The organism is Paenibacillus terricola (assembly GCF_014779765.1).
Lineage (GTDB): Bacteria > Bacillota > Bacilli > Paenibacillales > Paenibacillaceae > Paenibacillus_T > Paenibacillus_T terricola.
The window spans coordinates 115641-142469 of the sequence record NZ_JACXZA010000008.1; the positions used below are offsets into that span (position 1 = coordinate 115641).

The 26829-nt window shown below is 49.7% G+C and carries 26 protein-coding genes; 17 read left to right on the forward strand and 9 right to left on the reverse strand.

Annotation, left to right across the window (positions count from 1 at the left end; translation table 11 throughout):
* Window positions 1-2: 2 nt before the first annotated feature.
* The 6 genes from H8B09_RS26240 to H8B09_RS26265 all read left to right on the forward strand — a co-directional run bounded on the left by H8B09_RS26240 (window position 3) and on the right by H8B09_RS26265 (window position 5558).
* The gene (locus H8B09_RS26240; RefSeq protein WP_191206562.1) at window positions 3-809 is read left to right on the forward strand and encodes a thiamine pyrophosphate-binding protein; all 807 of its coding nucleotides are present in this window, start codon (window positions 3-5) and stop codon (window positions 807-809) included.
* Complete coding sequence (locus H8B09_RS26245) at window positions 788-1750, forward strand: transketolase family protein (RefSeq protein ID WP_191206563.1); 963 nt, start codon at window positions 788-790, stop codon at window positions 1748-1750. The genes H8B09_RS26240 and H8B09_RS26245 overlap by 22 nt, the downstream gene beginning before the upstream one ends.
* The gene (locus H8B09_RS26250; RefSeq protein WP_191206564.1) at window positions 1731-2945 is read left to right on the forward strand and encodes an MFS transporter; all 1215 of its coding nucleotides are present in this window, start codon (window positions 1731-1733) and stop codon (window positions 2943-2945) included. The genes H8B09_RS26245 and H8B09_RS26250 overlap by 20 nt, the downstream gene beginning before the upstream one ends.
* 41 nt (window positions 2946-2986) lie before the next feature.
* The gene (locus H8B09_RS26255) at window positions 2987-4252 is read left to right on the forward strand and encodes an ATP-grasp domain-containing protein (protein ID WP_191206565.1); all 1266 of its coding nucleotides are present in this window, start codon (window positions 2987-2989) and stop codon (window positions 4250-4252) included.
* A 45-nt stretch (window positions 4253-4297) separates the two neighbouring features.
* Window positions 4298-4852 carry a flavodoxin family protein gene (locus tag H8B09_RS26260; RefSeq protein ID WP_191206566.1) on the forward strand — a complete coding sequence of 185 codons (555 nt, stop codon included), beginning with the start codon at window positions 4298-4300 and terminating at the stop codon, window positions 4850-4852.
* 136 nt (window positions 4853-4988) lie between these two features.
* Window positions 4989-5558 (forward strand): SF0329 family protein, encoded by a 570-nt coding sequence (locus H8B09_RS26265; RefSeq protein ID WP_191206567.1) that lies wholly within the window; start codon window positions 4989-4991, stop codon window positions 5556-5558.
* A 97-nt stretch (window positions 5559-5655) separates the two neighbouring features.
* Here the strand turns inward: H8B09_RS26265 and H8B09_RS26270 are convergent, their stop codons facing one another.
* Complete coding sequence (locus H8B09_RS26270) at window positions 5656-6138, reverse strand: GNAT family N-acetyltransferase (RefSeq protein WP_191206568.1); 483 nt, start codon at window positions 6136-6138, stop codon at window positions 5656-5658.
* 297 nt (window positions 6139-6435) lie between these two features.
* Here H8B09_RS26270 and H8B09_RS26275 point away from each other — a divergent pair, with 297 nt between their 5' ends.
* Both H8B09_RS26275 and H8B09_RS26280 read left to right on the forward strand, forming a co-directional pair.
* Window positions 6436-7218, forward strand: coding sequence for an RNA polymerase sigma factor (locus tag H8B09_RS26275; protein WP_191206569.1), 783 nt, complete (start codon window positions 6436-6438; stop codon window positions 7216-7218).
* A gap of 4 nt (window positions 7219-7222) precedes the next feature.
* A complete protein-coding gene (locus H8B09_RS26280; RefSeq protein ID WP_191206570.1) occupies window positions 7223-8197 on the forward strand; it encodes a hypothetical protein in 975 nt (324 codons plus the stop codon).
* Window positions 8198-8291: 94 nt separating this feature from the next.
* Here the strand turns inward: H8B09_RS26280 and H8B09_RS26285 are convergent, their stop codons facing one another.
* The 5 genes from H8B09_RS26285 to H8B09_RS26305 all read right to left on the reverse strand — a co-directional run bounded on the left by H8B09_RS26285 (window position 8292) and on the right by H8B09_RS26305 (window position 13263).
* Window positions 8292-9203, reverse strand: coding sequence for an aldo/keto reductase (locus H8B09_RS26285; RefSeq protein ID WP_191206571.1), 912 nt, complete (start codon window positions 9201-9203; stop codon window positions 8292-8294).
* Window positions 9204-9317: 114 nt separating this feature from the next.
* Window positions 9318-10223 carry an RraA family protein gene (locus tag H8B09_RS26290; protein ID WP_191206572.1) on the reverse strand — a complete coding sequence of 302 codons (906 nt, stop codon included), beginning with the start codon at window positions 10221-10223 and terminating at the stop codon, window positions 9318-9320.
* A gap of 55 nt (window positions 10224-10278) precedes the next feature.
* Window positions 10279-11664, reverse strand: coding sequence for a mandelate racemase/muconate lactonizing enzyme family protein (locus H8B09_RS26295; RefSeq protein WP_191206573.1), 1386 nt, complete (start codon window positions 11662-11664; stop codon window positions 10279-10281).
* Window positions 11665-11725: 61 nt separating this feature from the next.
* Window positions 11726-12469, reverse strand: coding sequence for an SDR family NAD(P)-dependent oxidoreductase (locus H8B09_RS26300; RefSeq protein WP_191206574.1), 744 nt, complete (start codon window positions 12467-12469; stop codon window positions 11726-11728).
* Entirely contained in the window at window positions 12466-13263 is a 798-nt protein-coding gene (locus H8B09_RS26305) for an SDR family NAD(P)-dependent oxidoreductase (protein ID WP_191206575.1), read from the reverse strand. Before H8B09_RS26305 ends, H8B09_RS26300 begins: the two co-directional genes overlap by 4 nt.
* A 371-nt stretch (window positions 13264-13634) precedes the next feature.
* Here H8B09_RS26305 and H8B09_RS26310 point away from each other — a divergent pair, with 371 nt between their 5' ends.
* The 8 genes from H8B09_RS26310 to H8B09_RS26345 all read left to right on the forward strand — a co-directional run bounded on the left by H8B09_RS26310 (window position 13635) and on the right by H8B09_RS26345 (window position 22934).
* On the forward strand, window positions 13635-14288 hold the full coding sequence (locus H8B09_RS26310) for a GntR family transcriptional regulator (protein ID WP_191206576.1): 654 nt from the start codon (window positions 13635-13637) through the stop codon (window positions 14286-14288).
* 52 nt (window positions 14289-14340) lie between these two features.
* Window positions 14341-15498: a helix-turn-helix domain-containing protein gene (locus tag H8B09_RS26315; RefSeq protein ID WP_191206577.1), complete on the forward strand. Its 1158-nt coding sequence runs from the start codon at window positions 14341-14343 to the stop codon at window positions 15496-15498.
* Between the two features lie 57 nt (window positions 15499-15555).
* On the forward strand, window positions 15556-16563 hold the full coding sequence (locus H8B09_RS26320) for a mannonate dehydratase (RefSeq protein WP_191206578.1): 1008 nt from the start codon (window positions 15556-15558) through the stop codon (window positions 16561-16563).
* Between the two features lie 185 nt (window positions 16564-16748).
* A complete protein-coding gene (locus H8B09_RS26325; RefSeq protein WP_191206579.1) occupies window positions 16749-17705 on the forward strand; it encodes a carbohydrate ABC transporter permease in 957 nt (318 codons plus the stop codon).
* 62 nt (window positions 17706-17767) lie between these two features.
* Window positions 17768-18538: a carbohydrate ABC transporter permease gene (locus H8B09_RS26330; protein WP_224754055.1), complete on the forward strand. Its 771-nt coding sequence runs from the start codon at window positions 17768-17770 to the stop codon at window positions 18536-18538.
* A gap of 49 nt (window positions 18539-18587) precedes the next feature.
* A complete protein-coding gene (locus H8B09_RS26335; RefSeq protein ID WP_191206580.1) occupies window positions 18588-19883 on the forward strand; it encodes an ABC transporter substrate-binding protein in 1296 nt (431 codons plus the stop codon).
* A 136-nt stretch (window positions 19884-20019) separates the two neighbouring features.
* Window positions 20020-20901: a nicotianamine synthase family protein gene (locus H8B09_RS26340; RefSeq protein ID WP_191206581.1), complete on the forward strand. Its 882-nt coding sequence runs from the start codon at window positions 20020-20022 to the stop codon at window positions 20899-20901.
* A 206-nt stretch (window positions 20902-21107) separates the two neighbouring features.
* Window positions 21108-22934, forward strand: a complete 1827-nt coding sequence (locus H8B09_RS26345; protein WP_191206582.1) for a sensor domain-containing diguanylate cyclase — start codon at window positions 21108-21110, stop codon at window positions 22932-22934.
* Here H8B09_RS26345 and H8B09_RS26350 read toward each other — a convergent pair.
* The gene (locus H8B09_RS26350; protein WP_191206583.1) at window positions 22896-23411 is read right to left on the reverse strand and encodes a hypothetical protein; all 516 of its coding nucleotides are present in this window, start codon (window positions 23409-23411) and stop codon (window positions 22896-22898) included. The genes H8B09_RS26345 and H8B09_RS26350 overlap by 39 nt on opposite strands.
* Window positions 23412-23641: 230 nt before the next feature.
* On the opposite strand from H8B09_RS26350, the gene H8B09_RS26355 reads away from it, so the two are divergent.
* Complete coding sequence (locus tag H8B09_RS26355) at window positions 23642-24739, forward strand: amidohydrolase family protein (RefSeq protein WP_191206584.1); 1098 nt, start codon at window positions 23642-23644, stop codon at window positions 24737-24739.
* An 80-nt stretch (window positions 24740-24819) separates the two neighbouring features.
* On the opposite strand, the gene H8B09_RS26360 is transcribed toward H8B09_RS26355, so the two are convergent.
* A complete protein-coding gene (locus tag H8B09_RS26360) occupies window positions 24820-25002 on the reverse strand; it encodes a hypothetical protein (protein WP_191206585.1) in 183 nt (60 codons plus the stop codon).
* Between the two features lie 83 nt (window positions 25003-25085).
* A complete protein-coding gene (locus H8B09_RS26365) occupies window positions 25086-26756 on the reverse strand; it encodes a ribonuclease J (protein ID WP_191206586.1) in 1671 nt (556 codons plus the stop codon).
* Window positions 26757-26829 lie beyond the last annotated feature (73 nt).

Below are 26829 nucleotides of genomic sequence, written 5' to 3' on the forward strand. Positions count from 1 at the left end.
CGGTGCAGACGATATCTCTTCTTAGACAATCCGAAGACGAACTCTCGCAGCTGGCAGAGAAAGCGAAGTTGGCTAGGCGTCTTATTATCGACATGGCGGCATCGCCAGTGGGCTGCCACATCGGGGGCAGCTTATCCGTTATTGATTTGCTTATTGGAGCGTATGCCGTTTACGGCAGCGATCCGGATTCCGTTATCGTGCTCAGCAAGGGGCATGCCGCTGCAGCCCTCTACGCCGCTCTATATGTGAACGGCATCCTTGCGGACAATCCGGCGGACAGCTACGGGCAAGAAGGATCCCTATTCACCGGGCATCCGAATCATAAACTGCCTGGCATTCCTTTTGCGACGGGGAGCTTGGGACATGGCATTCCGTACGCTGCCGGGTGGGCGCTTGCCCAGAAGCTGAAAGGATCGCCCGGCATTGGGCTCGCAATCAGCGGAGACGGTGAACTGCAGGAAGGTCTGTGCTGGGAGACGGCGCAAATCGCGCAAGCGCAGTCGCTTGCGAACTTCATTTATATTGTCGACTGCAACGGCGGACAGAATGACGGGTATATCGCCGACATCTCGCCGATCCGCAACTTGCGTCAGCGATTTGAGGCATTTGGCTTCCTCGTCCGCGAGATTGACGGCCACAGCTTAGAAGAGATTGTGGGTGCGGTGGTGCCAGACCCAGAGAAGCCGGTAGCCGTTCTAGCGGCAACGGTCAAAGGGAAGGGAGTGGCGGCAATCGAAGGAAAAGCAGAGGCGCATTATGCCAAAATTCCGCAGAAGCTTGCTGAGCGATGGAAGGCGGGATTGCGTTGACGTTGTCAGGGAGGGATGCCTACAAGGAGGAGCTTGCCGATCTGGCTGCTATTCATAGCGGAATCATCTGTATGGAGGCTGATTTGGGTGGGAAAAATCATCCGTTTCAGCAGCGTCATCCCGATCGATTCGTGAATGTCGGGATCGCGGAGCTCGCAGGCATCGATATAGCCGCTGGGTTGGCGGAAGCGGGTTACGTACCGTTCTTCTCCACATTCGCTTCGTTTGCTGCTCTTCGTGCATCCGAGAGCATGAAGCTAGCGATGGGGTATATGGGCAAGAACGTCAAGGTAGTTGCCGCTTATGGCGGAGTGTCAGGCGGATGGTTCGGCACGACGCATCATGCATTGGAGGATATTGCCGTCGTTCAATCGTTTCAGAATATCCGTATTGCTTGCCCGCACGGAGAAGAAGAGACGAGGCGAGTCATACGGGAAGCTGCGGAATCGGAAGAGCCGTATTACATTCGGCTGTCCCGTAACGACGTATTCGAGAGCATCCCCCGCGAGGAAGGCGGCAGTTGCCGCGATATTCTGGTCGAAGGCGGCAGAGCGGGTATCCACCCGCGGTTATGCCTCCTCTCAGTCGGCGAACAAGCGACAGAGCTCTGCCGCGAAATCGTGAGGAACGACGACTCGATCGTGCATGCTCATCTTTGCTACGTTGATCCTGTCAGTTTAAAGGATTCCATCGAGCAGCTAAGCCGCTTGTCCGACCGTTTGCTTGTTGTTGAAGAACACCGCGCTACGGGAAGTACCGCATCTTATCTCGCGCTGCTGCTTCCGAAGCATGAGGTTTATTCCCATCATTGCGGCGAGCGCTGGCCGATATACGGAGGAACGCACGCCGAGGTGCTATCCTATTTGGGCTTCGGACTCGAACCGCTGCAGCAGCAAATTCGCGAGATTGCAGGAGGTTCCGATGATCTTTCGCGTTCTTAAGCTCAAGGACTTCCGTAATTATTTCATCGCGGATATCGTATCCGGCTTCGGAGTAGGGATGAGCACGATCGGAGCTAACTGGTATCTGATGGATAAGACGGGATCGATATCCGCAGTAGGGCTGATGCTTTCGCTCAATGTCATCGCTGGCTTTCTGATCTCAACCTTTGCCGGAACGTTCATCGACAAGTGGAACCGGAAGACGATTATTTTATGGGCGAATATCGTTCGGGCCGCAGCGCTGCTGTTGATTCTCGGCGGGTTTCTGTGGACAGGATTCCGGGTGGAGTATGTGTACGCCTTTGCTATCTTGAACGGCATGGGATGGGCGTTGTATATTACCGCTTCGCGCAGCTTGCTGCAGGAGATGCTGCCGGAGAACGAGCTTATCCACGGTAATTCTTTAATCGAGATTAGCTTGCAGGTCGGCATGTTCTCGGCGGGCGCGCTATCAGGCGTCCTCTACAAATATGTTGGCTTCGAAACAATTCTTCTTCTGAATGCCATTGCCTTTATTGCAAGCAGTCTCTTTCTTGGTAAAATCCGGTTTACTCCGGTTCATGCCGAGAATCGCGAGGAAAGCTATTTGCACAATTTCAAAGACGGTATCCGCTATTTGGCGGATCGGCCATTTCTTTTTCTGCTCGGCGTCATTTCCATTATTCCGCTTGTGTCCACGATGATCTTTAACGTTGTGCTCCCGGGCTATGTAAGCCGTGCAGTGAACGGCGATTCGGTCGTGTTCGGACTGTCGGACATGTTCTACGGAGTTGGAGGGCTGATATCCGGTTTTATTGCAGCTCCATTGGCTAGAAAACTATCGCAGAACGGTACGATCGTCTTGTTGTTTGCGGTCGCTGTGCTCAATCTGGCGGCGGTATCCTTCAACAAAACAATTGTACTGCTGTATATCGGCAGCGTGCTGATTGGCTTGACGAATTCCTCCCTGCGCGTCTTGATGACGACGGCGTTGATGGAGTCGGTCTCCAAGTCGTATATGGGACGGGCGACGTCGGTTTGGATGGCAATCTCCTTGCTGCTGCAAACTTTTGCCGCTACGGGACTGGGGACATTAATCGACGCTTATACGCCAGGCGCCGGATTTATTTGCATGAGCGGTCTCATGTTCGTCGGGCTTGTGCTGTATTTCGCGTTGAACAGCAGACGAGCGGATAAGGTAACGCTGGAAGCCTGAACGATTATGAGTTGGAATAGGAATATAAGGAGGATGATGAAATGTCTGTAACGGTCAAAACGGTAGCTTTTGTCGAGCCAAGTTTTTATGGCGTAAGCTTCGCCAGAGCCGCATTCGAACAAGGTCATCAGGTAATCGCCATTGTGTCTTCTGCGGATAATCCACGCAAATACGGCTACGAAGGCATCTATCATGATCTCCTTGTTGCCGACATCCGTGATGAGGAGTCCATCTACGAAGCAATCGCGGCTTCTCCTTACGCCAATCGGCTGGATGCGCTTATTCCAGCTACGGATTATGCTTCGCATCTGACGGCGAGGGTGGCGGAGCGGCTTGGCCTTCGCGGCGTTCCTTATGAAGCCGCTTTGCGTTCCCGGAACAAAGATCTCGCCAGGGAAGCTTATGCAAGGCATCAAGTGCCGGGCGCGAAGTATCATAAAGTAAAGACGTACGAGGAAGCAGAGCTTGCAGCTAACGAAATCGGCTATCCAGTCGTACTTAAGCCGACCAACGCCGCAAGCAGTCAACATGTTTATTTTATTCACAGCGGGTTGGAGCTTCAGCAAGCGTTCAGCCAAATCGCACAGTTTAAGGTTTCCTATTTGGATTTTCAAGTACGCAATGATTATTTGATCGAGGAATATATCGACGGACCTGAGTTTAGCGTAGAGCTGTTCCTTCAAGAAGGTGAAGCGGTTTTCTCAGCCGTTACGGAGAAGATCACATCGCCGCTCCCGTATTTCGTTGAAGTACAGCATACACTGCCTACGCCGTCTTACGTAGAACAGGAAGGGGATATCATTCGAACAGCTATTGCCGCGCTTCAGGCGATCGGCATTGCGAATGGCCCAAGCCATGTAGAGATCCGGTTGTCCTCAGACGGTCCTCGCATTATCGAGGTGAACGGCAGACCGGGAGGCGACAACATTTCATCCGATTTGCTCGTACAGGCGTTTGGCGTGAATATATTCGAAGCGACAGTGAATTATTATTTGGGTCAGCCCGTATCGATTGATAAGAAGCATCATCGCGCCGCCTCCATTGCTTATGTGACGGCTGAACGCGACGGGATATTCGAGCGGCTTGACGGATTTGAGCAAATTGAAGGGAAAGCCGGGGTTGTTCGCAGCCTGCTAACCGTGTCCCCAGGTGATCGGATTAAGGTAGCTGCAAGCTCCGATGACCGTCTGGGGTATGTTATCGCAGCAGCCGATACGCCGGAAGAAGCGCGGACGATTGCTCGAACGTTGGTTGATGGCTTGAACATCGTTTATCGGAAGCAGGAGGCGGAAGCGGAGGTAGTCTAGCTTTTCGTCTTCATGCTCTTTATTTCATCGAGAGGTGACGTGAGAATGGGGATTGCAGTTATACATGGAAGCTCCCGCAAGAACGGTAATACGGATCAATTAGCCCGCTTACTGGTAGAGGGGTTCGAGGCAGACCATATTTATTTGGCTGATTATCGGATCGAGCCGATTGTCGATTATCGCCATTCCGAGAAAAGGCCGTATCCGGACGATGACTACCGTAACGTTCTGGAGCGGGTATTGGCTCAAGACGTGCTCGTATTCACGACGCCGATCTATTGGTATGGGCCGTCGGGTCTTACGAAGACGTTCATTGATCGGTGGTCACAGTCGCTGCGCGAGAATAAGGAGCCATTTCTTGCTGCCTTGCGTGCAAAGTCAGCTTGGGTGCTAGCTGTTGGAGACGATGAGCCTCATCTCAAAGGAATACCGCTAATCCAACAATTCCAGCATATATTCGGGTACACCGGAACCAACTATGCGGGCTACATCATTGGCAAAGGCAATAAGCCTGGCGATATTGTGCAGGATACGGTTGCTTTGGCTGCGGTAGAAGCCGTTCGACAGCAGTGGACTCTCGAGAGACGAACACTTACTTGATGCGGCGGTTTGCATCCCAATGAAGAACAGGTCATTTTAAGCTTATCGTCCATCGCGACGGTAAGCTTTTTCCTTTTAAATGTGAAACTCCTTATAGTATGATGGGTATTACTATCGAACATCGGAGGATTACATTTTGTCTTGGAGTAAATTGAAGCAGCAACTGGAGAGTTTCCTTAGCCCTGCGTTAATTGGAAAGTTTGAATACCGTGCAACCAGCTATCGTTATTTACCTGATAAACCAGGTCAATGTTATATTGCCGTAGATAAGAAGAACGTACTCAATATGAATGATGCAACGACATCCATCAGATGGTATCAGTCCGATCTGGAGATTAAGAATGATCCCGCTATTGAAATTGCTATCAGTGAGGAAGAAATTGAAGCAATCAGGCAAGATACCAAGGGGCTGGTTCCGGAGGATCGCCTGGTCGTCATAGCACGCGGGAGAAAGATGACTGTACTCGCCAAAGAGATTTTGTCCGCGCAAACCTCATTAAGTAAATCCAACTTTACGGCTGCAGCGACTAAGTTTCTCGCCTCTTCCATAGAGGAAAGCTTAGAGAGCAAGGATATCATCCTTAATATTCTTGCTTTGGTGGATAGGCGTGTCGGGAAGAAGAGGATCCAGAACATGAGAGAGAGCGTGAAGATGAAGCATCCGAGCGTGCAGTACTTCTATGAACTTCGGCTTAGTACGGTGTGAGAAATCAACAAGAACTATAAATCGTTCCAATTGCCTGGGGAACTATATGAATAAACACCGCCATTTATCAAGGCGGTGTTTGAGCTATTTTTCAAATTTAAGCGTTATTAAATTCCTGGATGGATCTTCGCTTTTCATCATATGTCTCACTATACGAGTTGCTTGTATAAGTTTTTATGACACTCCGCCAGAAGGCCTGAGCGGGATAGTTACGTTCGACTTGCGTTACTTTCCAATCACCCCTGTGTCGATCAAAAATTATCATTGCCGCTTGTTTCCCTACACCTTTGCCGCTATATTTCTTTAGAACAAAAAACTGTTCCATCTCAAACGCTGATTTATTAAGTTCATTATTAGTCATTGTCACAATAACGAAGCCTAACAGCGTCTCTTCAGACTTGATAAAGTAAGCATTATATTTTTCATCAGATAAGTACTTATGAACTGGAGCCTTCCTGAATAAGCCATCTTGATTAACCTCGAAGTTCAAATACGGACTAAATTCGTAATCATAGTACTCGAATAGGTTCAGCAAGATGTGTTCCTCATTGATTGTCACTTCTTCAAGATAAATGTTCATTCATCTTATCCTTTCATCTCAGAAGTCTTCCTTCCACTCTTAGAGAGGAGGGGAAGTTTAAATACATGGGAAGCGATATCTTTAATTTTTCTTTATCTCCTGTGACGATTCCTGCAATTGTGTTGCTTGCAGAATACTTGAAACTCCTTCTTAACTTCCACAGAACATGAATACGTTTGATTCTAGTAATTTCCCAACACTTCTAGGCTGAAATTTTTTTAATTCTATTTTGAATCCCTCGATAGATTACATCAGCCGATGGCATCAATAAGATGGGGCATGGAAGGAGTGAGGGGGTTGCAGACGATTCATAAGGGGCTGTACATAAGCGCTACTGACTTATCGTCGGAAAATCGCGGTCCCGAGCCGGCGAACGAGAAGGATTTAGTTGAAAAAGCAAGGACGGGGGATCCCGATGCGTTCGGCGAGTTAGTACGCAGGCACCGTTCCAAGGCATTAGGAATCGCGCGCTCGCTTACTCAGGACCATCACTTGGCCGAAGATATCGTCCAAGATGCGCTGATTCGTGCATTTCTCCATCTTGGTTCGCTAGTTGATGCTGCTCGGTTCTCACCATGGCTGGCCAAAATCATACGCAACGAGGCGTACATGAAGGTGCGCCGGGGCGGCCCGCATCGAAGGGAGCAGCCGTTCACCAGTCTTGAAGGCGCTAGGCAGCCGGCTATCGGCGCCGATGATTGGCAAGATATCGACCGCATATTGTTCCAGCTAAGCCGCTCGGCACTTGATTCTGCGAGACAGATGCAAGATCCGTCTGCCGCCTTCATGCGCAAGGAGCTGATCGACGGCATCCGCAGTCTGCTGCAATGTTTAAGCCCAAGGGAGAAGCGGATATTCGAAGCTTATTTTTTTGAGCAGCTGCCTCCGCAAGAAATCGCCGCACTATTGGATACCGCGGTTGCGAACGTGTATAACAGCATTTCCAGGGCACGGAGCAAGATGCAGCAGGAACGCATTCGTGTCCACATCAGCATGTATGTGCAGCAACGTCGACAAATGGGGAAACCGGGAAAAGTGCTGCTGGCGCCGCCTTTATTTGTTCCGGTTTGGGAGGATTGAGACGATGACGACAAGAACAAGAGACGATTTTACTTGGAGCAAGAATACGGATACGTCCGCCATCCACAGCATGATTCAATACACGAACAAAGCAGGCATGTCGCTGATCGATGTAATGGGGTACACAGCCCATGCGTTCCGCATTATTATTGACCGAGAGGCTGTCGAAGTAGGCAGCTATTCCGCATTCAATTGGCCGTTATATCACGCACAGCAGCTTAACAATCTCGGGTTCATGGTGCAGACACTAGGCAGACCGAGCCATATCCCGCCTACGCCGGAAGAACTGGAAGAGGCAATTGCTTCTATCCAGACAAGCTTGGACCGAGGCGTCCCTGCGCTTAGTTGGGATCTATTCATTCCGGAGTGGGGATTAATCTATGGTTACGATGACGAGAACAAGGTGCTTCGCTGCCGCGATGTACGTAAAGACGGAGATCTTCCATATGAGAAGCTTGGCCGTGGCGAAGTAACGGAAATGTACGTGTTGACGATAACGGGATCTCACCCTGTCGATAAGCGCACGATGTTGAAAGGTGCGCTTCAGATGGCCGCGACCCATGCGAAGTATGTTGAGGTGGAGGACGAGAGTCATCGTGTCGGTTTAGACGCTTATGATGCTTGGATCGAAGCGTTCACGAAACGGACCGTCGACCCGTTCGGTAACGCCGTAAACTCTGGTAAAGTGTGGGACACACGGGCATTTGCAGCCGAGTTTCTGCTTGAGCTATCGCTTAATTGGGAAGGGGAGACTCTGCAGGATGACCGTTTGCGAATGCTCGCTAAGGAGGCGGCAGAGCAGTATGGCGAAATTGCCGAGCGCTTAGTCGAAATGCGGGACATGTTCCCATTCCCTCAAGGCGGAGACCCGAATAGCAACGAGCAGGCTCAACGCGCTTTGACGCTGCTGCATGAGGCGAAAGCGGCTGAGATCGCTGGTGTTGCGCTGCTTGAGCGCATGCTTGAGGCGTTGGAGTAATATTAAACGAACGATTTAAATAATCGATGAAATAGAGAAGGGTTGAGATCGCTCGAATCAAGAGCGTCTCAACCCTTTTTAAGGAAGCATTCTTTTATACAACCCCAACCGGCGTCCGCCCTATCGCATCTAGGCGCTTCTTGGCTTCCTCGTACACATCTTTCGGCAGCGGGCCCAATTCTGCATAACGGAGATTCTCCACGAGATGAACAGGATTCTTGGTGCCAACGATCGTCGTTGTCATGGAAGGGTGGGACAATGTGAAGCGCAACAGGAATCCAGTCCGGTTCTCGCCATGCGCTAGCAGATCGTCCAGCTTCGCTTGCTCCCATGCGCTCCAACGATCCTCAGAACCGCGTCCGATACCCGGTTCGCCTTGGCCAACGCCGCCGCGAACGATGATGCCGGCCCCGGTACCAGCGGCTTTCGTTATCCAGTCCTCGTGTTCGCGTTCGACCGCGGAGTAGGGCAGTTGGAACGTATCGAAAGTTCCCCAATCCACGAAGGGTGGAAGGTTCGGTAGGTAAGAGGATACGCCGATGTAACGGACTTTGCCGGTTGCCTGAATTTCCTTCAGCACGTCGACCAGCGCACCTTCTTCGGCTTGCTGCGGTGTTGGTCCATGCAGCTGCCATACGTCGATATAGTCGGTTTTCATACGCTGCAAACTTGTATCGATATTATGAAGCAAATTATCACGTGTCCAGATATGGGACGTCTCGTCATGATCGCCGCGGTCGGTAACGCAGCAGCCGCACTTCGTCGCCAGAATGAATTCATCTCGGCGGTGGCTGATGAAGCGACCAATGAATTCTTCGCTCCGGCCATAATCGTAAGAGGTGTCGATCAGGTTGATGCCTGAGTCGAGCACCGCATTCAAGATGCGATCCGCGTCTGCATCTTCGAGCGGTCTTCCGCTCCATACGCGCGGGCCGCGAATTTCCATGGCGCCGTAACTCAGTTTGGTGACTTGCAATCCGGTACGGCCTAATGTCGCTTTGTCCATCGTTGCAGCTCCTTTTACCACTTTATAGCATCCAAGTCCTTTATATCATTTGGAATGATAGACTGGCAACCTGTAACGGGCGTTTTGATCTTATTAGCCACGATTTCTGTTTTCTCATAATCGGACATCGCTGGAGGGACCGCTGTTCTCGTTGCGGCGCGCTTCGTCCAGCTCGTGCTCCCAAGTCAAATGCCGATAAGGCGCAGCTGCATGGTCGGTGTCGAACCACTGCAAGAAATCGTCCCACATGGCCGTCGTCCAGGCTGCATCGATTTGCGCGGTCGTATACGTCTGGCTGTTCAAGCGGGCGAAGCCAAACACGTCGCGCACTTGTGATTTCTCCGCATGGGTTGCTGTCAGCTCCGCCAAGTGGGCGGGAATGAAGATGACACCAGCTGGCGTGCCTAGCACGACATCGCCCGGAAGGCAAATGGCTCGGCCGATGCGAGCGGGAACGTTCATGCCGACCATCGTAACGTCGCCGATCGCCGTCGGGTCGCTGCCGCGATAGTAAACATTAATGTTCTCGATCTGCGCAATTTGCTGATTATCCCGGATGCCGCCCCAAATAACAGCGCCGCCAGTCTTCGTACGAGTAGATATAGCCGTAGACAGGTTGCCTCCTACATAGGTGCCTTGATAGATTTTATCGAACATATCGATGACGACGACGTCTTCTTCCTCCAGCGAATCGATTACCCATTGGTTGAAAAATCCTCTACGGCCCTCTTGCTCATGACCGTAATTCAGCAGTGTCTCATGCAGATCGGGACGCTTAGGCACCATAACAGCCGTAACCGCGCGGCCGACCATCACTTTGTTCGGATGAATGATCTTGAACTCGCCTTCGAATTGATAGTGATAGCCTCTCGACCAGAGTGGTCCCCATGCTTCCTCCAGCGTGATCCTGCCTAGTCGCGCGAGTACGCTGGAAGGCACTTTGGGACGTCCGTCCGGGAAACGCTCGCCTTGCCACAATGGGGAAAGCTGAACTGTATCTTCCGCATTATTAAACTTCATTATGGGCACCTCGCTTTATATTTATATAGATCTGATCCTTCGTACCACTTACCGCTCAGCTCCAAAGTCGGTCATTAGACCAATAATCGTTCCAATCGTCGGTTGGGAGCCACAGCCCAGGAATTTGCGGATGCAGATGCTGCGCGATAACCTCGTCGTTAAGCGCTTCAATGCCAAGGCCTGGCGCATCTGGCACTTGGATAAATCCGTTCTGGACCAACGGTTTTGGCAGCTTGCTGACAATCAGATCGTCCCACCAATCCACATCGACGGAATGGTATTCGAGAGCCAGGAAGTTCTCCGTGGCGGCTGCGGCATGTACGGCTGCCAAGCAGGCGATCGGGCTCTCTGCCATATGGATGGCCATCGCGACTCCGTATTCCTGGGCCATGTCGCCGATTTTCTTCGTCTCCAGAATGCCGCCGGTCGTCAGCACGTCGGGATGGATGACGGATACGCCTCCGGATTCCAACAGAGGTCTGAAGTTCTCTTTGAGATAGATGTCTTCACCAGTGCAGATCGGAGTCGTTACGCTGCTTGCGAGCTGCGCATATTGCTTCGTGTACTGCCACGGGATCATGTCTTCCATCCAAGCCAGATTGTATTTGTCGATTCGACGGCCCAGCTTGATGCAATCTTGTAAGCCGATATGTCCAAAATGATCTACCGCGAGAGGGACCTCATAGCCGATGACTGAGCGAACGTCGGCGACATATTGTTCCAGCATGTCGAGACCTTTCTCGGTAACATGGATGCCCGTAAACGGATGCGCGATGTTATAGATATCGTAGTGGCGGTTGCGAATCTCTCTAAGCTCTTGTTCCGTGAAGTTCGAATGCTTGCGTGAATACCAAGACTTGGACAATGCTTTCATTTCCTCGAGAAAACCAAGCGGGGCACTCAAGGTTCCCGGTTCATGAATGATTTGATTGATGCCTAGATCCATCTTAAGGAAGGTGAAGCCCTTCTCCATCCTTTTCTGCAACGCCAATCCCATTGCCAACCCCGTATCTTTACCGTCAACGTCGGTGTCGCAATACATGCGGATTCGATCACGGAATTTGCCGCCAAGCATCTGATAGATGGGCATGCCGTAGGCTTTGCCTGCAATATCCCATAGGGCGATCTCAATGCCGCTCACGCCGCCGCCTTGACGAGCGTGTCCGCCGAATTGCTTAATTCTGCGGAACAGCTTGTCGATATTGCACGGATTCTCGCCTAGAAGTCTGCTCTTGAGCTGAAGGGCGAACTGTTTGTCGGCGCCGTCGCGCACTTCGCCGAAACCAATGATGCCTTGATTCGTGAACACTTTGATCAAGCTGCAGTGCATAGGTGCGCCTGCAATATCGGCAAATCGAATGTCGGTAATGCGAAGCTCCGAAGGTTTGGAGTTGGTGTTGACATAGGCTAGCGTGCTTTCAAAGTTTTCTACTTGATTCACGGGCAGTGCTCCTTTGCGGACTATAGTATTGGATAAGGTCATTTGGTTATCTCAAATCCGGTTACATCAACATGCCTCCACCATCCAAGCGGATCGTAGACCCTGTCATGAACGAGGTTTCGCCTGAGGCGATGTAACAGACTAGCGAAGCAACGTCCGCAGGCAGTCCGACGCGTCCAAGCGGGAATTTCTTGCGGTTAGGCTCTCGGTGGGATGCCTTGAATTTGCCGACGTCGATAGCGCCAGGCGCAATCGTATTGACCGTAATGCCATAACGCGCGAGTTCAAGGGCGCTTTCTCTGCCGAGCATCTTTATGCCGCCTTTGGACATGCAGTATACAGCGTCGAAGTCGGTCGGTCGTTTGCCGTGGACAGAGGAGATGTTAATAATCCGGCCGGCGTTCCGCTCTTTCATATAAGGGATAACCGCCTGCATGCACTGCCAGTACCCCTTCAGATTGATGTTCATAACGCGGTCGAATTGTTCCTCGGTATATTCGAACCATTGGATGTTAAGCTGCAGTGCGGCATTGTTAACCAAAATGTCGATGCCGCCAAGCTCAGCTGCGACTGTATCGACCATGCGGACGATCTGCTCCCGTTCAGCGACATCCGCCTGCACGATCATACACGCTCCGCTGAACTCCTCGATGCGCTGCTGCGTGTCTCTAGCCCCGGCATCGCTCGAGTTATAGTGAATGGCAACCTTCACGCCACGCCTCGCAAGCTCGATGGCAACGCCTTTGCCGATGCCCGTACCTGCACCGGTGACGAGTGCCGATTTTCCTATCAAGCTCTGGTTCATTGCGATCGCGTCTCCCCCTCGGTGGGCTTGTTCATGCGATGATCCATATAATGCAGCAGGAAGCCGCCGTCCAGGCGAATATCGGCCCCGTTGAGATAGCCAGATTCCTCCCCGGCTAAGAAGTAGGCAAGATCGGCTAGATCATTGGCCGTTCCGAGCTTCGTGCCAGGGATCTTGTACCGGTAATCGTTATAAAGTCCCGTAATATCACTTTGAAATGAAACGTCTGAGCCTTCGACGGGGCCCATCTCAATCACATTGACGCGGATGCCAGCCCGGCCGAGGAATAGCGCCGCTTCATGCGCCAGCATCTTCACTGCGCCTTGCGAGGCGCTATAAGCGAAGGACATTCCTGTTGGCTTCTCGTTGTGAATGGAGCTGACGAAGATCATGCTGCCGCTGCCTCTATCCGTCATTCGTCTGCCGAACGTCTGGGTGCAGAAGAAGGCAGACTTGGCATTTCGCTGCATGATCTCGACAAATTCCGATTCAACGCAGCTTTCGACACGGGCAGGTCTAATTAAGCTGCAATTGTGAATCATGACGTCGACGGGGCCAAGCAGCTTCTCGGCCTGATCCAGCATAGTCGTTAAGTCGTGGCTGCTGCATAGATCAGCGTGGGTAATGAGTACCTTGGAGCCAGCGGCTCGGCAGAAGAGGATGACGTCTTCCCATTCCTTGACTTCTTGCGAACTGTTCAGAATCAGATCCGAACCGCCAGCGCTAAATCGTGCGATTAGACCTTCGCCGGACCAGCTATCGGCATCCGCGATGAACACTACTTTCCTAGGCAAACCGTGTACACCCCCTCATGAATGATGGATTTCCTACGGTCAATAGTTTCTCGTTACATGACCATCTTACCGAGCGTTCGAAGCGAAATGCGATGCTGTAAAATTACGATTTTGTTTGTTTTTTAACCACATATGAATTTTGAATCTTCCAAGCTTCCTGGAAGAACAAATTCATATTGGCGATAAAACCTATCTCTACGCGCGGTCGCTCATCCCTGAATTGCCTCGATAGAGGTTTTCTCATGGTCGATGAAGCGAAATGTAAGCGATTAATTTTCATCTTGACATTCCTGTTACAAGCGACTAGCATCGAATTATCGATTATCGATAATCCATACCAAAACTTCCATATCACAAGGTGGTGAGAGCACGTGTCCATCGAAACAGCAAGTTCAGCGCCAAGTCCAATCTCTCTAAGCGAGCATGTCTATATCACCTTGAAGAGACAGATTATGAAGGGTGAACTGCTGCCCGGACACCGCATGATCGTTCTGGATATCGCCAAACAATTCAGCGTCAGTCAGGCGCCTGTCAGAGAAGCGCTCGAGAGGCTGAAGCAGGAAGGTCTCATTGTCGGCAGGATGAATAAAGGGTCAGCCGTTTCCGAGATTACAGCCCAGGAAATACGAGACATCTACGAGCTGCGTCAACTGGTCGAAGGCAATGCTCTTCGCGCCACGATGAAAGTGTTGGAGGCCAAGGATATCGCTTACCTTGAGGGCGTCATTGCCGGGATGAGGGAAGCGATTGATAAAGAGGACCCGTACCGGCTCGTCGAGTTGGATATGCTCTTTCACGGTTACTTCTATTTGCGGAGCGGGAACGCACTGCTATACGACATTTGGAACAGTATCAAGACGAAGATTATGCGCTTTATCTCAATCACTAACCAGGATCACCCCGGCTACTCGATTCCTGATTCCCATTCCGAAATATTGGAGCTTATCAAATCAGGTGACGTCGATCGTACGGAAGAGAATCTGATAAGAGGTTTGGATTTCTATAAGAATTACACCGGAGAATAGCACGGGAGTCGTCATTCGTTATTTATCCTTTCTCTAGAGAGGAGTGTCGATTATGATGCAAGGGGCAATGGTTCGTGTCCGAACGCTGAACGATCTGCTCCCCGGCAGAAGCTATGCCACCGGAGATATGAAGAGACACCTAGAAGAGAACGGGCATCACGCGTATTACGTTTACCCTGCGCTGGCTTTGTTCAGCGTCATTACCGCGGAGGTGGATTTATGGTCTCGAAGACATGCGGTCGATGAACTGTATGCCATTATTAACCGTCATGCACCTGGCAATACCGCAATCCTTCCAGATGACAAGGGGCATGTCGGCGTTATTTTCTCATGGGATGACCGCGAATTAATTACGGATTTGTACAGCAGCATCATTAGCCATTTTAGCCATGAACACAGCCCCAGCCCTCCATTGATCTCGCTTGGCATTAGCAACCCTTATCCGCATCTATCGGATCTGCATCATAGTTACGAGCAAGCTGTCCTCGCATTGAAACATCGATTCTACCTTAATCAATCACAGCCGATATACTTCAGCAGTATGACCGAGTACGCGAATGACACTGAATATCCTCTAGCGATGGAGGATGAGCTTCTGCATCTTCTAACTAGCGACTCCATCACCGAATGTGCAACAACCAAGAAAGCGGTGGAACGCTTCTACGAATCGTTAACGCGAAACGGCCCTTTGCCGGTCTCCAAAGTCGTTGACGTAACGTTACAGCTTCTGGTCAGCTTGCAGCTTCGGGTCAAATCCGCATTAGGCCAGCCTCATCTATGCAGTACTCCTGATATTACGGCGTTCATGCAGCTGCGCACGCTGGAAGAATTGAAAGCTGCCGTATGTCAATCGATCAAGGGACTAGGGGGGACCTCTTACACCTCAGACTGCCTTGATCACAAATTAATTAAAAAAGCGGTCACTTTAATGGAAGAAGAATATGACCGGGCATCGCTTCATTACGTCGCCGATAAAGTATTCATTACGCCTGCCTACTTAAGCTCTCTATTCAAATCGAAAATGGGCATCACGTTTATCGAGCATCTTACCCGTATACGAATTTCCAACGCCAAGAAACTGCTCAAACAAACCCATCTGAAAAACTATGAGGTCGCTGAACGAGTTGGCTATAACGACTCTCGTTACTTCAGTCAAATTTTCAAGAAGATGGTCGGGTTGTCGCCGAGCGGATTCCGAGACGCCAATTAACGATAGATACAATTGCAATGGGGGTTATTAACGAGAATATAAGGAGCGTGTTCCTTCATGAAGCTAGCCGAGTTTTTCACGTCCCATCCGAACCAGTTATGGCATCTCGCGAAGCAGATGGGCGTAGACTACGCCGTTGGTCCGCTGCCTAGAGAAGAGAACGTCATGAAGCCTTGGGATTATATGAATCTGCTCCACATGAAGCAGCGCTACGAGAATCATGGGATCGAGCTGCTTGTTATCGAATCAGCCCCGCCGACGAATAAGATCAAGCTCGGGCTGCCGGGCCGCGATGAAGAAATCGAATGGATGGGGCAGCTCATATCGAATATGGGTGCGCTTGGCATTCCCGTCCTATGCTACAACTTTATGGCGCAATTCAATTGGTTCCGAACGTCGACGACGACGCGTACCCGCGGCGGAGCGCTTGTGTCCAGTTATGACCATTCCCTGATAAAGAATGCGCCGCTTACGGAAGCGGGCATCGTTACCGAAGATCAGTTGTGGGACAATCTGCAATATTACCTGGAGAGAATCGTCCCGATTGCCGAGAAAGCGAAGGTTAAGCTGGCGTTGCATCCTGACGATCCCCCTATTAGCCCGATCCGTGGCGTATCTCGCATTCTCCGAAATGCGGAGGCGCTGCAGCGCGCGATCGATCTTGTGCCGAGCGAATACAGCGGGATTACGCTATGCCAAGGCACGCTGGCGACAGCAGGCGAACATATTCCGGATGTCATTCGCCATTTTGCGAGACAGGACAAGCTATTCTTCGTGCATTTCCGCGATGTTGTCGGGACGCCGGACAAATTCCATGAGACGTTCCATGATGATGGCCAGACCGATATGTACGAGGCGATGAAAGTGTATTATGAGGTCGGATTCGACGGACCGGCGAGACCCGACCATGTCCCAACAATGGAAGGGGAAGATAATACGAATCCCGGATACGAAACGCTTGGGCGACTTTATGGTGTGGGCTATATCAAAGGGCTGATGGAGGCTGCTGCGGCGGAACGGAAGAACTCGTCGATCGGGAGCCTGAACGTCATAGCGGTTCAATAGATAGAGAAGGAAGAGCTATGCAGCTGCGGCTGCATAGCTCTTTTTGTGCGCCCAAAATGTCTTATTAAAGAGACTATCAAGAGTGTAAAAAAACAAACCATTTCATAATTCTATCGCATGTTCATCTGTAAGCGATTTCAATAAGATTAGCTCTATAGAATCTGTGAGGGGGGGATGAACGTGAGATGAATGCTGAAGCAGTTGTGAACAAGCGGACGGATGCCAAGCTGCGCTTGACGAAGAAGAAGCTGAAAGGCTCAAACGATAATCTGGCAGGCTACATTTTCATTTCGCCATGGCTGATCGGCTTCTTGCTGCTCACAGTATGGCCGATCATCCAATCGTTCTACTTGTCCTTTACGGAGTATTCGCTGCTCGAAGCTCCGACCTGGACGGGAATGGACAACTACAAGAACATTTTCACGAACGATACTGATTTTACCACATCGCTGAAAGTCACCTTTATATTCGTGTTGTTCTCCGTTCCGCTCAAGCTGTTCTTCTCCTTGATGGTCGCGATCATGCTGAACAAGAATGTGAAGGGCATGAATCTGTACCGGACAGCGATTTATTTTCCTTCTCTCATTGGCGGGAGCATTGCCGTATCGGCCCTATGGCGCAATATGTTCAATCTGAACGGGTATTTCAACCATGTGCTTGCCTGGTTCGGGATCGAAGGCGTCGGATGGATTACGAATCCGCACACTTCGCTCGGAACGCTCATTTTGCTTAATACATGGCAGTTCGGCTCTACGATGGTCATCTTCCTGGCGGGTCTGAAGCAGATCCCTAACGAGCTTTATGAATCGGCATCGGTCGATGGCGCTACGGGGATTCGGAAGTTCTTCCACATCACGTTGCCCATGCTGTCGCCGGTTATGTTCTTCAACCTGGTGCTGGGCATTATCGGTTCCTTCCAAATGTTCACCTCCGCATTCATTATTACGCAAGGTGGTCCTATCAACTCGACGTATATGTACGCGTTGTTCCTCTACGATAAGGCATTCAAGCATTATCAGATGGGATACGCATCCGCGCTCGCTTGGATTCTTCTTGTTATTGTCGCGCTAATGACGGTCATTAACTTCATGGTATCGCGATACTGGGTATTCTATGAGACGGATGGAGGGAAGCACAAGTGATCAAATCGCTTAATCGGAGTCCCGTCACCCGCCATCTCCTGCTGATTGTGTTCTCCCTTCTCATGCTGTATCCGGTCATCTGGTGGATCGGTGCTTCTCTTAAGACGACGGCCGAGATGAGTTCGCCTTCCATCTGGCCTTCCAAGCCAATCTGGGAGAATTACACGAAGGGCTGGCAGTTCTCTCCTGAGTTCACGTTTGGACGGTTCTTCGGCAATACGCTCATGATGGAGTTCTGGAACGTGCTCGGCGGCGTTCTTACAAGCGCCATCGTCGCTTATGGTTTTGCCCGTCTGAACTTCAAGTTCCGCGGCGTGTTCTTCTCGATTCTACTGCTTACGATGATGCTGCCGGGGCAAGTGACGATCGTTCCACAATATATTCTCTACAATAAGCTGCATCTCATGGACAGCTACATTCCATTGATTCTTCCGCATTTCTTCGGGGGCGGCGCCTTCTTCATCTTCCTGCTTGTCCAATTCATAAGGGGCATCCCGCGAGAACTCGATGAAGCAGCGAAAATCGATGGTGCGTCCGTATACAGTATTTTTTATCGAATTGTTCTCCCCCTTATCAAGCCTTCATTAGTGACAGTGGCCATTTTCACTTTCTTATGGAGCTGGGACGATTTCTTCGCACAAGTGCTCTACTTGAATTCGGTTAGCAAATTCACGGTCAGTCTGGCTCTACGCATGTACGTGGATCAGTTTGAAATCCAATGGGGCAGGTTGCTCGCGATGTCGTTGCTTTCGGTTGTGCCTTCTACTATTTTGTTCTTTATCGCGCAGAAGCATTTCGTCGAGGGAATCGCAACAACGGGCTTAAAGGGATAGATGCATGACGGGTCACGAATTCACAATTCAGCATAAAGGGGAAATGATAATGGAGAACAAGATATGGTCCAAAGGAATGACGTTGTTGACGCTAGGCGCGATGCTGGCATTGACGGCTTGCGGGAGCGGCGGAGATTCGAAGGATAGCGGCAGCGGCGGCGCGGTTAAGCTCAAAATCATGTGGCAAGGACCGGATACGAGGCATCAAGCGATGCTGAAGACGCAAGAGGTGTATACGAGCCTCAATCCAACGATCACCTTCTCGCCTGAATACATGGCATGGGATGATTATTGGAAGAAGCTGCCGACGCTGGCCGCTTCCCATTCTATGCCGGATGTGCTGCATATGGACGGGGCGTACATTCAAGAATATGCGACTAGAGGGACGCTCGAAGATCTATCGGATATGGATCTCAGCGGTGTCATCGACGATAAAACGTTGGAAAACCTGAAAATAGACGGTAAGCTGTATGGCATCCCGATCAGTCGTAACGCGCAAGGGATCGCATTTAACACGGAAGGGCTAACGTCTGCCGGCATCGAGCTGCCGAAGAAGGATTGGACTTGGGACGAGTTCTTCGACTTCGCGAGAAATGCACGTACGAAGCTTCCGGATGGCGTTTATCCGATCAGCGACTCGGATACGTGGGACTTCTACCAGTACTATCAAACATCGAACGGCAAGGGTCCGATTATTCAAGAGAACGGGACGAAATTCAATCTGGACAAAGAGCTGTTCACGAAATTCTACGGCATCTATGCGGAGTTCCGCGAGAAGAAAATCGTTCCTCCTGCGGACATGGTCAGCTCGTTCAAGGAGAATGATCCGCAAGCGGACCCGATGGCAAGCGGCAAAGTTATGACGCGTGGCGCGACGGTCGGTTCAGTAGGCGCGCTTGAGCAGTTAATGCCAGGGAAGGTAGACGTCGTCAACATTCCGGTGGGACCTGAAGGCGGCGGTTGGGCGCAGCCGACCATCTTCCTCAGCGTAAGCACCGATTCCAAGCATAAGGATGAAGCGAAAGCCTTCATCAAGTGGTTCGTTACGGACAGGCAAGCCGGCACAACGTATGGCATGAACTTCGGCATTCCGATCTACGACGATGTCTATAAAGCGTTGGAGCCTACTTTGCAGCCGAAGGATAAACTGGGCAACAAATTGTACGATACGGCGAAGGATAAGGCGCTGCCTTTCTACCCAGCTGCAGCAGGGTGGACGGAGTGGGTAGACAACTACAAGAAAACGATGGATGCCGTTATGTTCGGCCAGAAATCAATTGAAGATGCTTATAATGAGATATCCAAAGCAGGCAACGCGATCGCAGAGAAGCAGAGCAAGAAATAAACGTAATAAAACATGTAAGGCGGCGAACCGTTCCAGGTTTGCTGCCTTTCCTTGTTAATGCCCTCGTCTACATCCTTGGTCATATGAATATATTGAGAAATAGGCATTGGGATGCAGGGCGGGGGAGGATCGAAGAATGGAAGCTAATTCGACGGGTTCATCAATTATAGATATAGGTAACGCGTCCGGCATGGGGAAGATTGAGAGCTTTATTGCTTTTATCCGTGATTTAAACGAACTTCTTCAGAGGGAAGCCGATTTGTCTCCTTCTAATCTTACCGTTACAGAGAGGATTGGCCAGCTGTCTCGCTTGCTGCGGTTACGTTATTTGCCTGAAGAGGTACAAGCCGTCCTTAACGATGAATATATTCGAATGATCCAAATTCAATTGCAGGATAAATTATCAGAGGCTGAATTTCTAGTAGAGCTAAGCGATGCTCATCTCATGTGTAAAGCCAACGGCGCTGTTATGGATATCGTGACGAGATTGCCCAACTGGAACGTATATAAGGCGCTAGTTAGCCAAGAGCTTGCGATGCTTCGTCAATTGAATCGATTAGATGGTTCAGCAGAGAAGCCGAAGCCACCAATTGTCTTCGTAGGAAGTGGACCAATGCCGATCAGTCCGATTATTGTGCACCTGTTTGGCGATGTTGAGGTTATTTGTCTTGAGATGAACGTTATTGCTTACGAGGCTTCACGCTCCTTACTCGCTCACTTAGGGTTGGAATCGACGGTTTCCGTCGTCCTGACGAATGGTTCCGATTACGACTACAGCTCCTACAGCTGTATCTTCTTGGCGAGTCTGGTTCGAAATAAGCAAGAGGTGCTTGAACAAATTCGCCGGACTTGCGCCGATCCTTTGGTAGCGATTCGCACCGCAGAGGGTATGAAACAGATGATGTATGAGGCGATAGATGAATCATTGTTAGAGAAACAGCGATGGAGGATCTTAGGACGAACACGTCCTGATGAAGGGTTAGTTATTAACTCGACCTTGTTTCTTGATCGTGAATAAGGGAGATAGGGTCTTCACCGAGAGGGGCGGCCCTATTGTTTTTTACTTCTTTTCATCGATAGTCATTTTTCCTTATTGACATTGATCTTGGTTGTCTTGATTATTATGTATGCCGAGACTAATAAAAGTAATGTTAAGTTAGGCACTTCATACCGATATATTATATAATAGACCCCCGTGATTCATGCATAAGGAGTGTAAGTCAGATGCATCATCAGATTTTCACCATTGCAGCTATCGTTTTATTAATTGGGATCGTTCCCGTTATCATTTATGCAGCCAGAACACACCATCGAAAGAAGCAAGCCGAGCAGCTCCTTATCGAATCCGAAAGCAAATATCGTGCGTTGGTTGAGCATGCGGTTGATATGTTTTTCGTCAACGAATTTGATATGGATCGTATGCCTTTTATTGAAGTGAATGAGCTCGTTTATCGTCTGCTTGGGTACTCGCGTCAAGAGATGGCTGCGATGTCGCCCATTGATCTTTGCGTCCAAGATCCCTTGTTGAGAGAACGCTACAAGCTGCTTCTCCAGGAACTAGATAGGACGGGGTTCGCGCAATACAGAACCAAGCTGCAAAGTAAAGATGGACGAGTCATTCCAGTTGATGCGAATGCTCGGATTATCGAGTTGAACGGTAAACGTGTGTCCGTTAACATACTTCGAGATATTTCTGAAAGTCATACAACAGAACTGGCACTGAAGGAAAGTGAAGAACGTTACAGACGACTAATCGAGCTGCTCCCAGACGCAGTAGCTGTCATCACAGATGGCGTTGCCGTCTTTCTCAATAACTCAGGAGCTCGCATGTTTGGGGCAACCTGTCCCCGTGATATCGTCGGCATGCAATTAATGGACTTTGTCCATCCTGATTATCGTTCCTTGATCGATAGAAGGGTGGATGACATCATAACGAATCAGCTTCCGTCAGATCCTCTTGAGATATTAGTATACCGTTTGGATGGTTCTATGTTTTACGGAATGGTTCAGTCCACGCCGATCCTATATCAGGGAAAGCCATCCGTACTATGTGTGATGCATGACATTACGGAGAGGAAACAAACGGAGCAAGCGCTGAAAGAGAGTGAAGGGCAGTACCGAAAGATGATCGAATTGTCTCCGAACTCCGTGTGCTTAATTAATGAGGCCGGTAAGATTGTGTTCGTCAATGACAAAGCCGTCGAGTTGTTCGAAGCGGATTCCTATTTGTCCCTCGTTGGCGTAGATAAGTTCGACCTCATTGCTCCAGCGTTTCGCGAGGAAAGCAGAGCTCGTTTTCGATCTATTTTTAAACGGGAATATTCAGGACTTACTTATGAGAATCAATTTATAACTTTGCGTGGCCATCGGTTTGTTGCGGAAATTTCCGTAACTTGTGTACAGTATGACGGGGAATTAGTGGTACTGGCGCATATTCAAGACATCTCGAAGCGGAAGGCCAAGGAAGAACGGCTGAAGGAATCCAATCGACTGCTTAGGGAGCTATCCACGATAGATGGCCTTACCGGTATCTCGAATCGCAGACATTTCGAGGAATCGCTGGAGAAGGAATGGAATGTTTCGTCCCTATCTTCAACACCTTGTTCTGTTATATTGTTTGATATTGATTATTTCAAGCGTTATAACGATACGTATGGGCATCAAGGCGGGGATGCTTGCCTGAGAGACATTGCTTCAACCATACAGACGCTTGGGCGGCCTAATGATGTATTTGCTCGATATGGGGGTGAGGAATTTGTCCTCTTGCTCCCGGAGACCGATTCTGATGAGTCGTTGCTTCTTGCTCAGCGAATTGAGCAGCAAGTGAAGGGATTGCGAATCCCTCATGCTGCATCTAAGGTGAATGAATACGTAACTGTGAGTATTGGAGTTGCAACGATGATTGCTACCCCTGAATTGAAGCGGGAGGATCTGATCGAGCAAGCGGATCGAGCGCTTTATCGGGCCAAATTAGCAGGCAGAAACCGCATTGTTGTGGACAGTGATGCGGAATTAAGTCAAAGCAGCTTCTCTGGCGGCATTGTGAGCTAGCCGATGCAAATAGTTGTTTCTCTTATGCGTGCTCATATATTTAATTTGAACGTCAAGGTCGGGGAGTAGGCGATTGAGAGCCGCAAGAGCTGTTAATAGTGTATCCCTTCCTTGTTCATCGTGTGAATGGGCAAACTGGTCTTGAACCAGTAGACGCGCAATACGGCTGCAGTCTGTATAGATGACAGCGATCTTCGGCTGATGCTCTAATGTTGCTGCTGCAAGGGTTTCCAGACTAAGTGCAATCGCCATCATTTCACCGTAGATCGAACCTTGATCCCGTTCCATTGCCAGCTTCTTAGCTGCTATGCTGATCGTTCGATTGTAGACCATGCAGCAGGCTGCTCCATAGGTATTGGTAGAAGCGAAGCCGGCATAATCGCAGTATAGAAAGACGGTTCCTTTGTTCATGATATTTTGTCTTAGGCCGGGGATGGATAAGGCTTTATGAAATAGTGCTTCTTTGGTCAAATCCATGAGCGCATCTCCTAATCATAGCTGCGGCTAGTGGTGTCTATGCGATCAGGATGAACCGAAGGGTGGATGTTTAAACCCGAGACAACCTCATCAACGTTAATAACGATCCGGGGAAGGGTACAATATGGCTTCCTGCGGGTCGTTTTTTATACAACCATCCATTTAATTATTGTAAAATATTTACGAGTAGCTATGGATGGAAACCTTTGGTTGAGGGGGATTTACGGACAGTGGGAAAACTTACAGGTTGGAAGCCAGTCGTATTATTATTCATCACGACGTTGACAGCGTGGGGGATCTCAGGATGCGGCCAAGAACAATCAAATGATGTAGTTGCAACCGTAACTGCTAAGGAAAAGGCATTGAAGAAGAGCACCGATGAACCGACACTAGCTCAACTGGTGGATACATACGGGGATTTAGGACTTGTAGACGCTCATAATCATGATGCCAGCGATAATCAGTATGATCGGACGTTCCGAATATGGGAGCAGGATCGAATCGCTCATGTCGTCTTATTCGGTGATGTCTCCGAACGAAGCGCGATTCGAACGGATGCCAACAGTTGGTCGGCCTATCAATCGAATCCGGATTTCTATATTCCTTATTTCTCAGGCTTTGATTTGCATTCGTCTACAAGTCTCGATGATATCAAGGATAAACTGGAGAAGGGGTATTTTGGGCTGGGAGAAGTAGTAGGGGCATCGACGAATTCTCCAGTCGTATCTCGTGTGGAGTGGAAGGCTTTCGATCCGATGGATGGGTATCTTCCTCAGATCTATGATCTAATCGCGGAGTATAAAGCTCCCATCCTGCTGCATATCGATCCTCCGAATGGTACCCCAGTGGCGAAGCTTGAACAAGCGATGAAGGAGCATCCGGACACGATCTTCATCTTTGCGCACATCAATGCCTACAACTCGTCTCAAGAGGTTGACCGACTGCTGTCGACCTACCCGAACTTGTACGCGGATTTCTTTGCCGGTTTCACTGTCTACAACCCTTCAGGCGGTAATACGGAGAACTTCATTGATGTGATGAAAAAGCATCCGGATCGCTTCATGCTCAGCACCGATTCGGGGTATGGGCTCGAGGGAGGGGAAGAGAAGGCAATCGATGCGATGTATCGCATTCTCTACTTGCTGGATGATCCTAAGATTGCGCGCATGATTGCGCAGGACAATCTGATGAAACTTATTCATGAGCAGCCAGCAACCGCGACCCAGTTGAAGGCGATCAAGGAGCTGGAGCAGCGGACAGGCAAGACGTTTAATAAAGAGGGGCTCAGCAAGCGTGAGGCGGGCATTATTTTGGCGGAAGAACATTAAGGTAGAAGGTAATTCGGCTCATCGGCCTTTCCAATAAGCGAAAAATCCGCGAATCTCCGCGGATTTGTCAGCTTTCTGCTTTACTCGCTATGCGTATCGACGATATCATCCAGTGCAGATGAATGCTCCTGGCTGGCTGCAAGTATTTCCTGATCGACAGCGTTCGTTCCTTGAATCTGTTCAGCTGCTTGCGCTTGACGATTCAACTGCTTCTCTGCCTGTCCAATTCCAGGCGCTCCTTGATGGCCTTTGCTTGAACTCATTGGTGTCCACCTTCCTTCAATGCTTACTGCCGATGAGGGGATCGGCGTCAATAGTATATCCTTAAGTTCCCATTTCCATCAGACTATACTTGAATAATAATGGGCAGAATCATCGGTCTTCTCTTCGTCTTCGCATATAGGAATTTCCCGACAGTTTCCTTCACGTCCCGTTTATAGAGTCCCCAATGTCGATGCAGCTTTGATTCTTGATGCTGTTCCATCACCTGCAGCGTAATCCGGTTCACCTCATCCAGCAATCCTTCCGACTCTTTGGCTAAGACAAAGCCGCGAGAGATAATATCAGGTCCCGACACAACCTTATTCTCCGATTTGCCGAACGTAATCACAATAATGAGAATGCCATCTGCAGAGAGCACTTTGCGGTCGCGCAGAACAATGTTCCCGACATCGCCAATGCCAAGACCGTCTACATACGTATCGCCATTGGGCACATTTCGTTCCTGGAAGGCTTCAGATCCTGCGAAATCTACAACATCGCCATTGTTCAGTATGAAAATATTGCTGTCGTTAACGCCGACCGATTCAGCTAACAATCGATGGAGATGAAGCATACGGTATTCGCCGTGAATAGGAATGAAATACTGCGGCTTCATTAAGGTAAGCATCAGTTTGAGCTCTTCCTGGCTGGCATGTCCTGATACATGCATACCCGTAGTCGACCCTGCTCCATAAATGACTCGTGCTCTGCGCTCGAACAAGTTGTCTACGATCCGAGAGACGCTTCGTTCGTTGCCCGGAATGGGAGAGGATGCGAATATGACGGTATCGCCAGGGAATATAGCAAATTGCCGATGATTGCCGCTGGCGATTCGACCAAGGGCGGCCATCGGTTCGCCTTGACTTCCCGTGCAGAGCACGACGAGTTCATCCCTTTTATATTTGCTTGCTTCATCGGCCTCTACTAACATCGCTTGAGAGATCGTCAAATAACCTAATTTGGATGCAATGTCGACAACGTTAACCATGCTTCTGCCCGCTAGCGTGATTTTACGATTCGTCTTGGCTGCAGCATCGATAATTTGCTGTAGACGATGGACATTGGAAGCGAACGTTGTAATATAAATCATCCCGCTTGCATTTGTGAATGCTTCGAGGATGTTGGCGCCAACGAGCCGTTCGGAAGGGGTAAAGCCGGAACGTTCTGCGTTTGTGCTCTCGGATAGCAAAACGAGTACACCGTTGTTTCCGATTTCGGCCATTTTGTGAATATCGGCGTATTGGTTATTGACTGGCGTGAAATCAAACTTGAAATCTCCGGTATGGACGACCATCCCTTGTGGCGTATGTATTACGACCCCTAAGCAATCTGGTATGCTGTGATTCGTGCTGAAGAAGCTGACCGGTACTTGGCCAAGCGTGAGCTCGGAGTGCGCATCGATTTGATGAAGGATGGTCGCAGCAAGCAGTCCATGCTCTTTCAGCTTTGATTTAATTAGCCCCAGCGTCAATCTCGTTGCATAAATCGGCATATTCAATTGTTTGATAATATAAGGGATGCCGCCGATATGATCCTCATGGCCATGCGTAACGACAAGTCCTCTTACATTGCTTTCATTCTCGATTAAGTAAGAGATGTCCGGGATAATGACGTCAATGCCGAGCAGACTTTCATCAGGAAATTTCGAGCCGCAGTCGACTACAATGATGTCTTCTCCACACTGAATGACATACATGTTTTTGCCAATTTCATTCACCCCGCCAAGCGGAATGATCGATAATCTGTTATCATCCATCTATAACTATCCACCAATCCATTGAAGTTTTTCCTTATTTGATTCTGTTGTGTTGTTCCCTTAGTTGGTCCTG

Coding starts and splice junctions, on each gene's coding strand:
- H8B09_RS26245 (WP_191206563.1), top strand. CDS start 788: ATGGAAGGCGGGATTGCGTTGACGTTGTCAGGGAGGGATGCCTACAAG.
- H8B09_RS26250 (WP_191206564.1), top strand. CDS start 1,731: ATGATCTTTCGCGTTCTTAAGCTCAAGGACTTCCGTAATTATTTCATC.
- H8B09_RS26255 (WP_191206565.1), top strand. CDS start 2,987: ATGTCTGTAACGGTCAAAACGGTAGCTTTTGTCGAGCCAAGTTTTTAT.
- H8B09_RS26260 (WP_191206566.1), top strand. CDS start 4,298: ATGGGGATTGCAGTTATACATGGAAGCTCCCGCAAGAACGGTAATACG.
- H8B09_RS26270 (WP_191206568.1), bottom strand. CDS start 6,138: ATGAACATTTATCTTGAAGAAGTGACAATCAATGAGGAACACATCTTG.
- H8B09_RS26280 (WP_191206570.1), top strand. CDS start 7,223: ATGACGACAAGAACAAGAGACGATTTTACTTGGAGCAAGAATACGGAT.
- H8B09_RS26285 (WP_191206571.1), bottom strand. CDS start 9,203: ATGGACAAAGCGACATTAGGCCGTACCGGATTGCAAGTCACCAAACTG.
- H8B09_RS26290 (WP_191206572.1), bottom strand. CDS start 10,223: ATGAAGTTTAATAATGCGGAAGATACAGTTCAGCTTTCCCCATTGTGG.
- H8B09_RS26300 (WP_191206574.1), bottom strand. CDS start 12,469: ATGAACCAGAGCTTGATAGGAAAATCGGCACTCGTCACCGGTGCAGGT.
- H8B09_RS26315 (WP_191206577.1), top strand. CDS start 14,341: ATGATGCAAGGGGCAATGGTTCGTGTCCGAACGCTGAACGATCTGCTC.
- H8B09_RS26320 (WP_191206578.1), top strand. CDS start 15,556: ATGAAGCTAGCCGAGTTTTTCACGTCCCATCCGAACCAGTTATGGCAT.
- H8B09_RS26325 (WP_191206579.1), top strand. CDS start 16,749: ATGAATGCTGAAGCAGTTGTGAACAAGCGGACGGATGCCAAGCTGCGC.
- H8B09_RS26330 (WP_224754055.1), top strand. CDS start 17,768: ATGCTGTATCCGGTCATCTGGTGGATCGGTGCTTCTCTTAAGACGACG.
- H8B09_RS26335 (WP_191206580.1), top strand. CDS start 18,588: ATGGAGAACAAGATATGGTCCAAAGGAATGACGTTGTTGACGCTAGGC.
- H8B09_RS26340 (WP_191206581.1), top strand. CDS start 20,020: ATGGAAGCTAATTCGACGGGTTCATCAATTATAGATATAGGTAACGCG.
- H8B09_RS26345 (WP_191206582.1), top strand. CDS start 21,108: ATGCATCATCAGATTTTCACCATTGCAGCTATCGTTTTATTAATTGGG.
- H8B09_RS26350 (WP_191206583.1), bottom strand. CDS start 23,411: ATGGATTTGACCAAAGAAGCACTATTTCATAAAGCCTTATCCATCCCC.
- H8B09_RS26360 (WP_191206585.1), bottom strand. CDS start 25,002: ATGAGTTCAAGCAAAGGCCATCAAGGAGCGCCTGGAATTGGACAGGCA.
- H8B09_RS26365 (WP_191206586.1), bottom strand. CDS start 26,756: ATGGATGATAACAGATTATCGATCATTCCGCTTGGCGGGGTGAATGAA.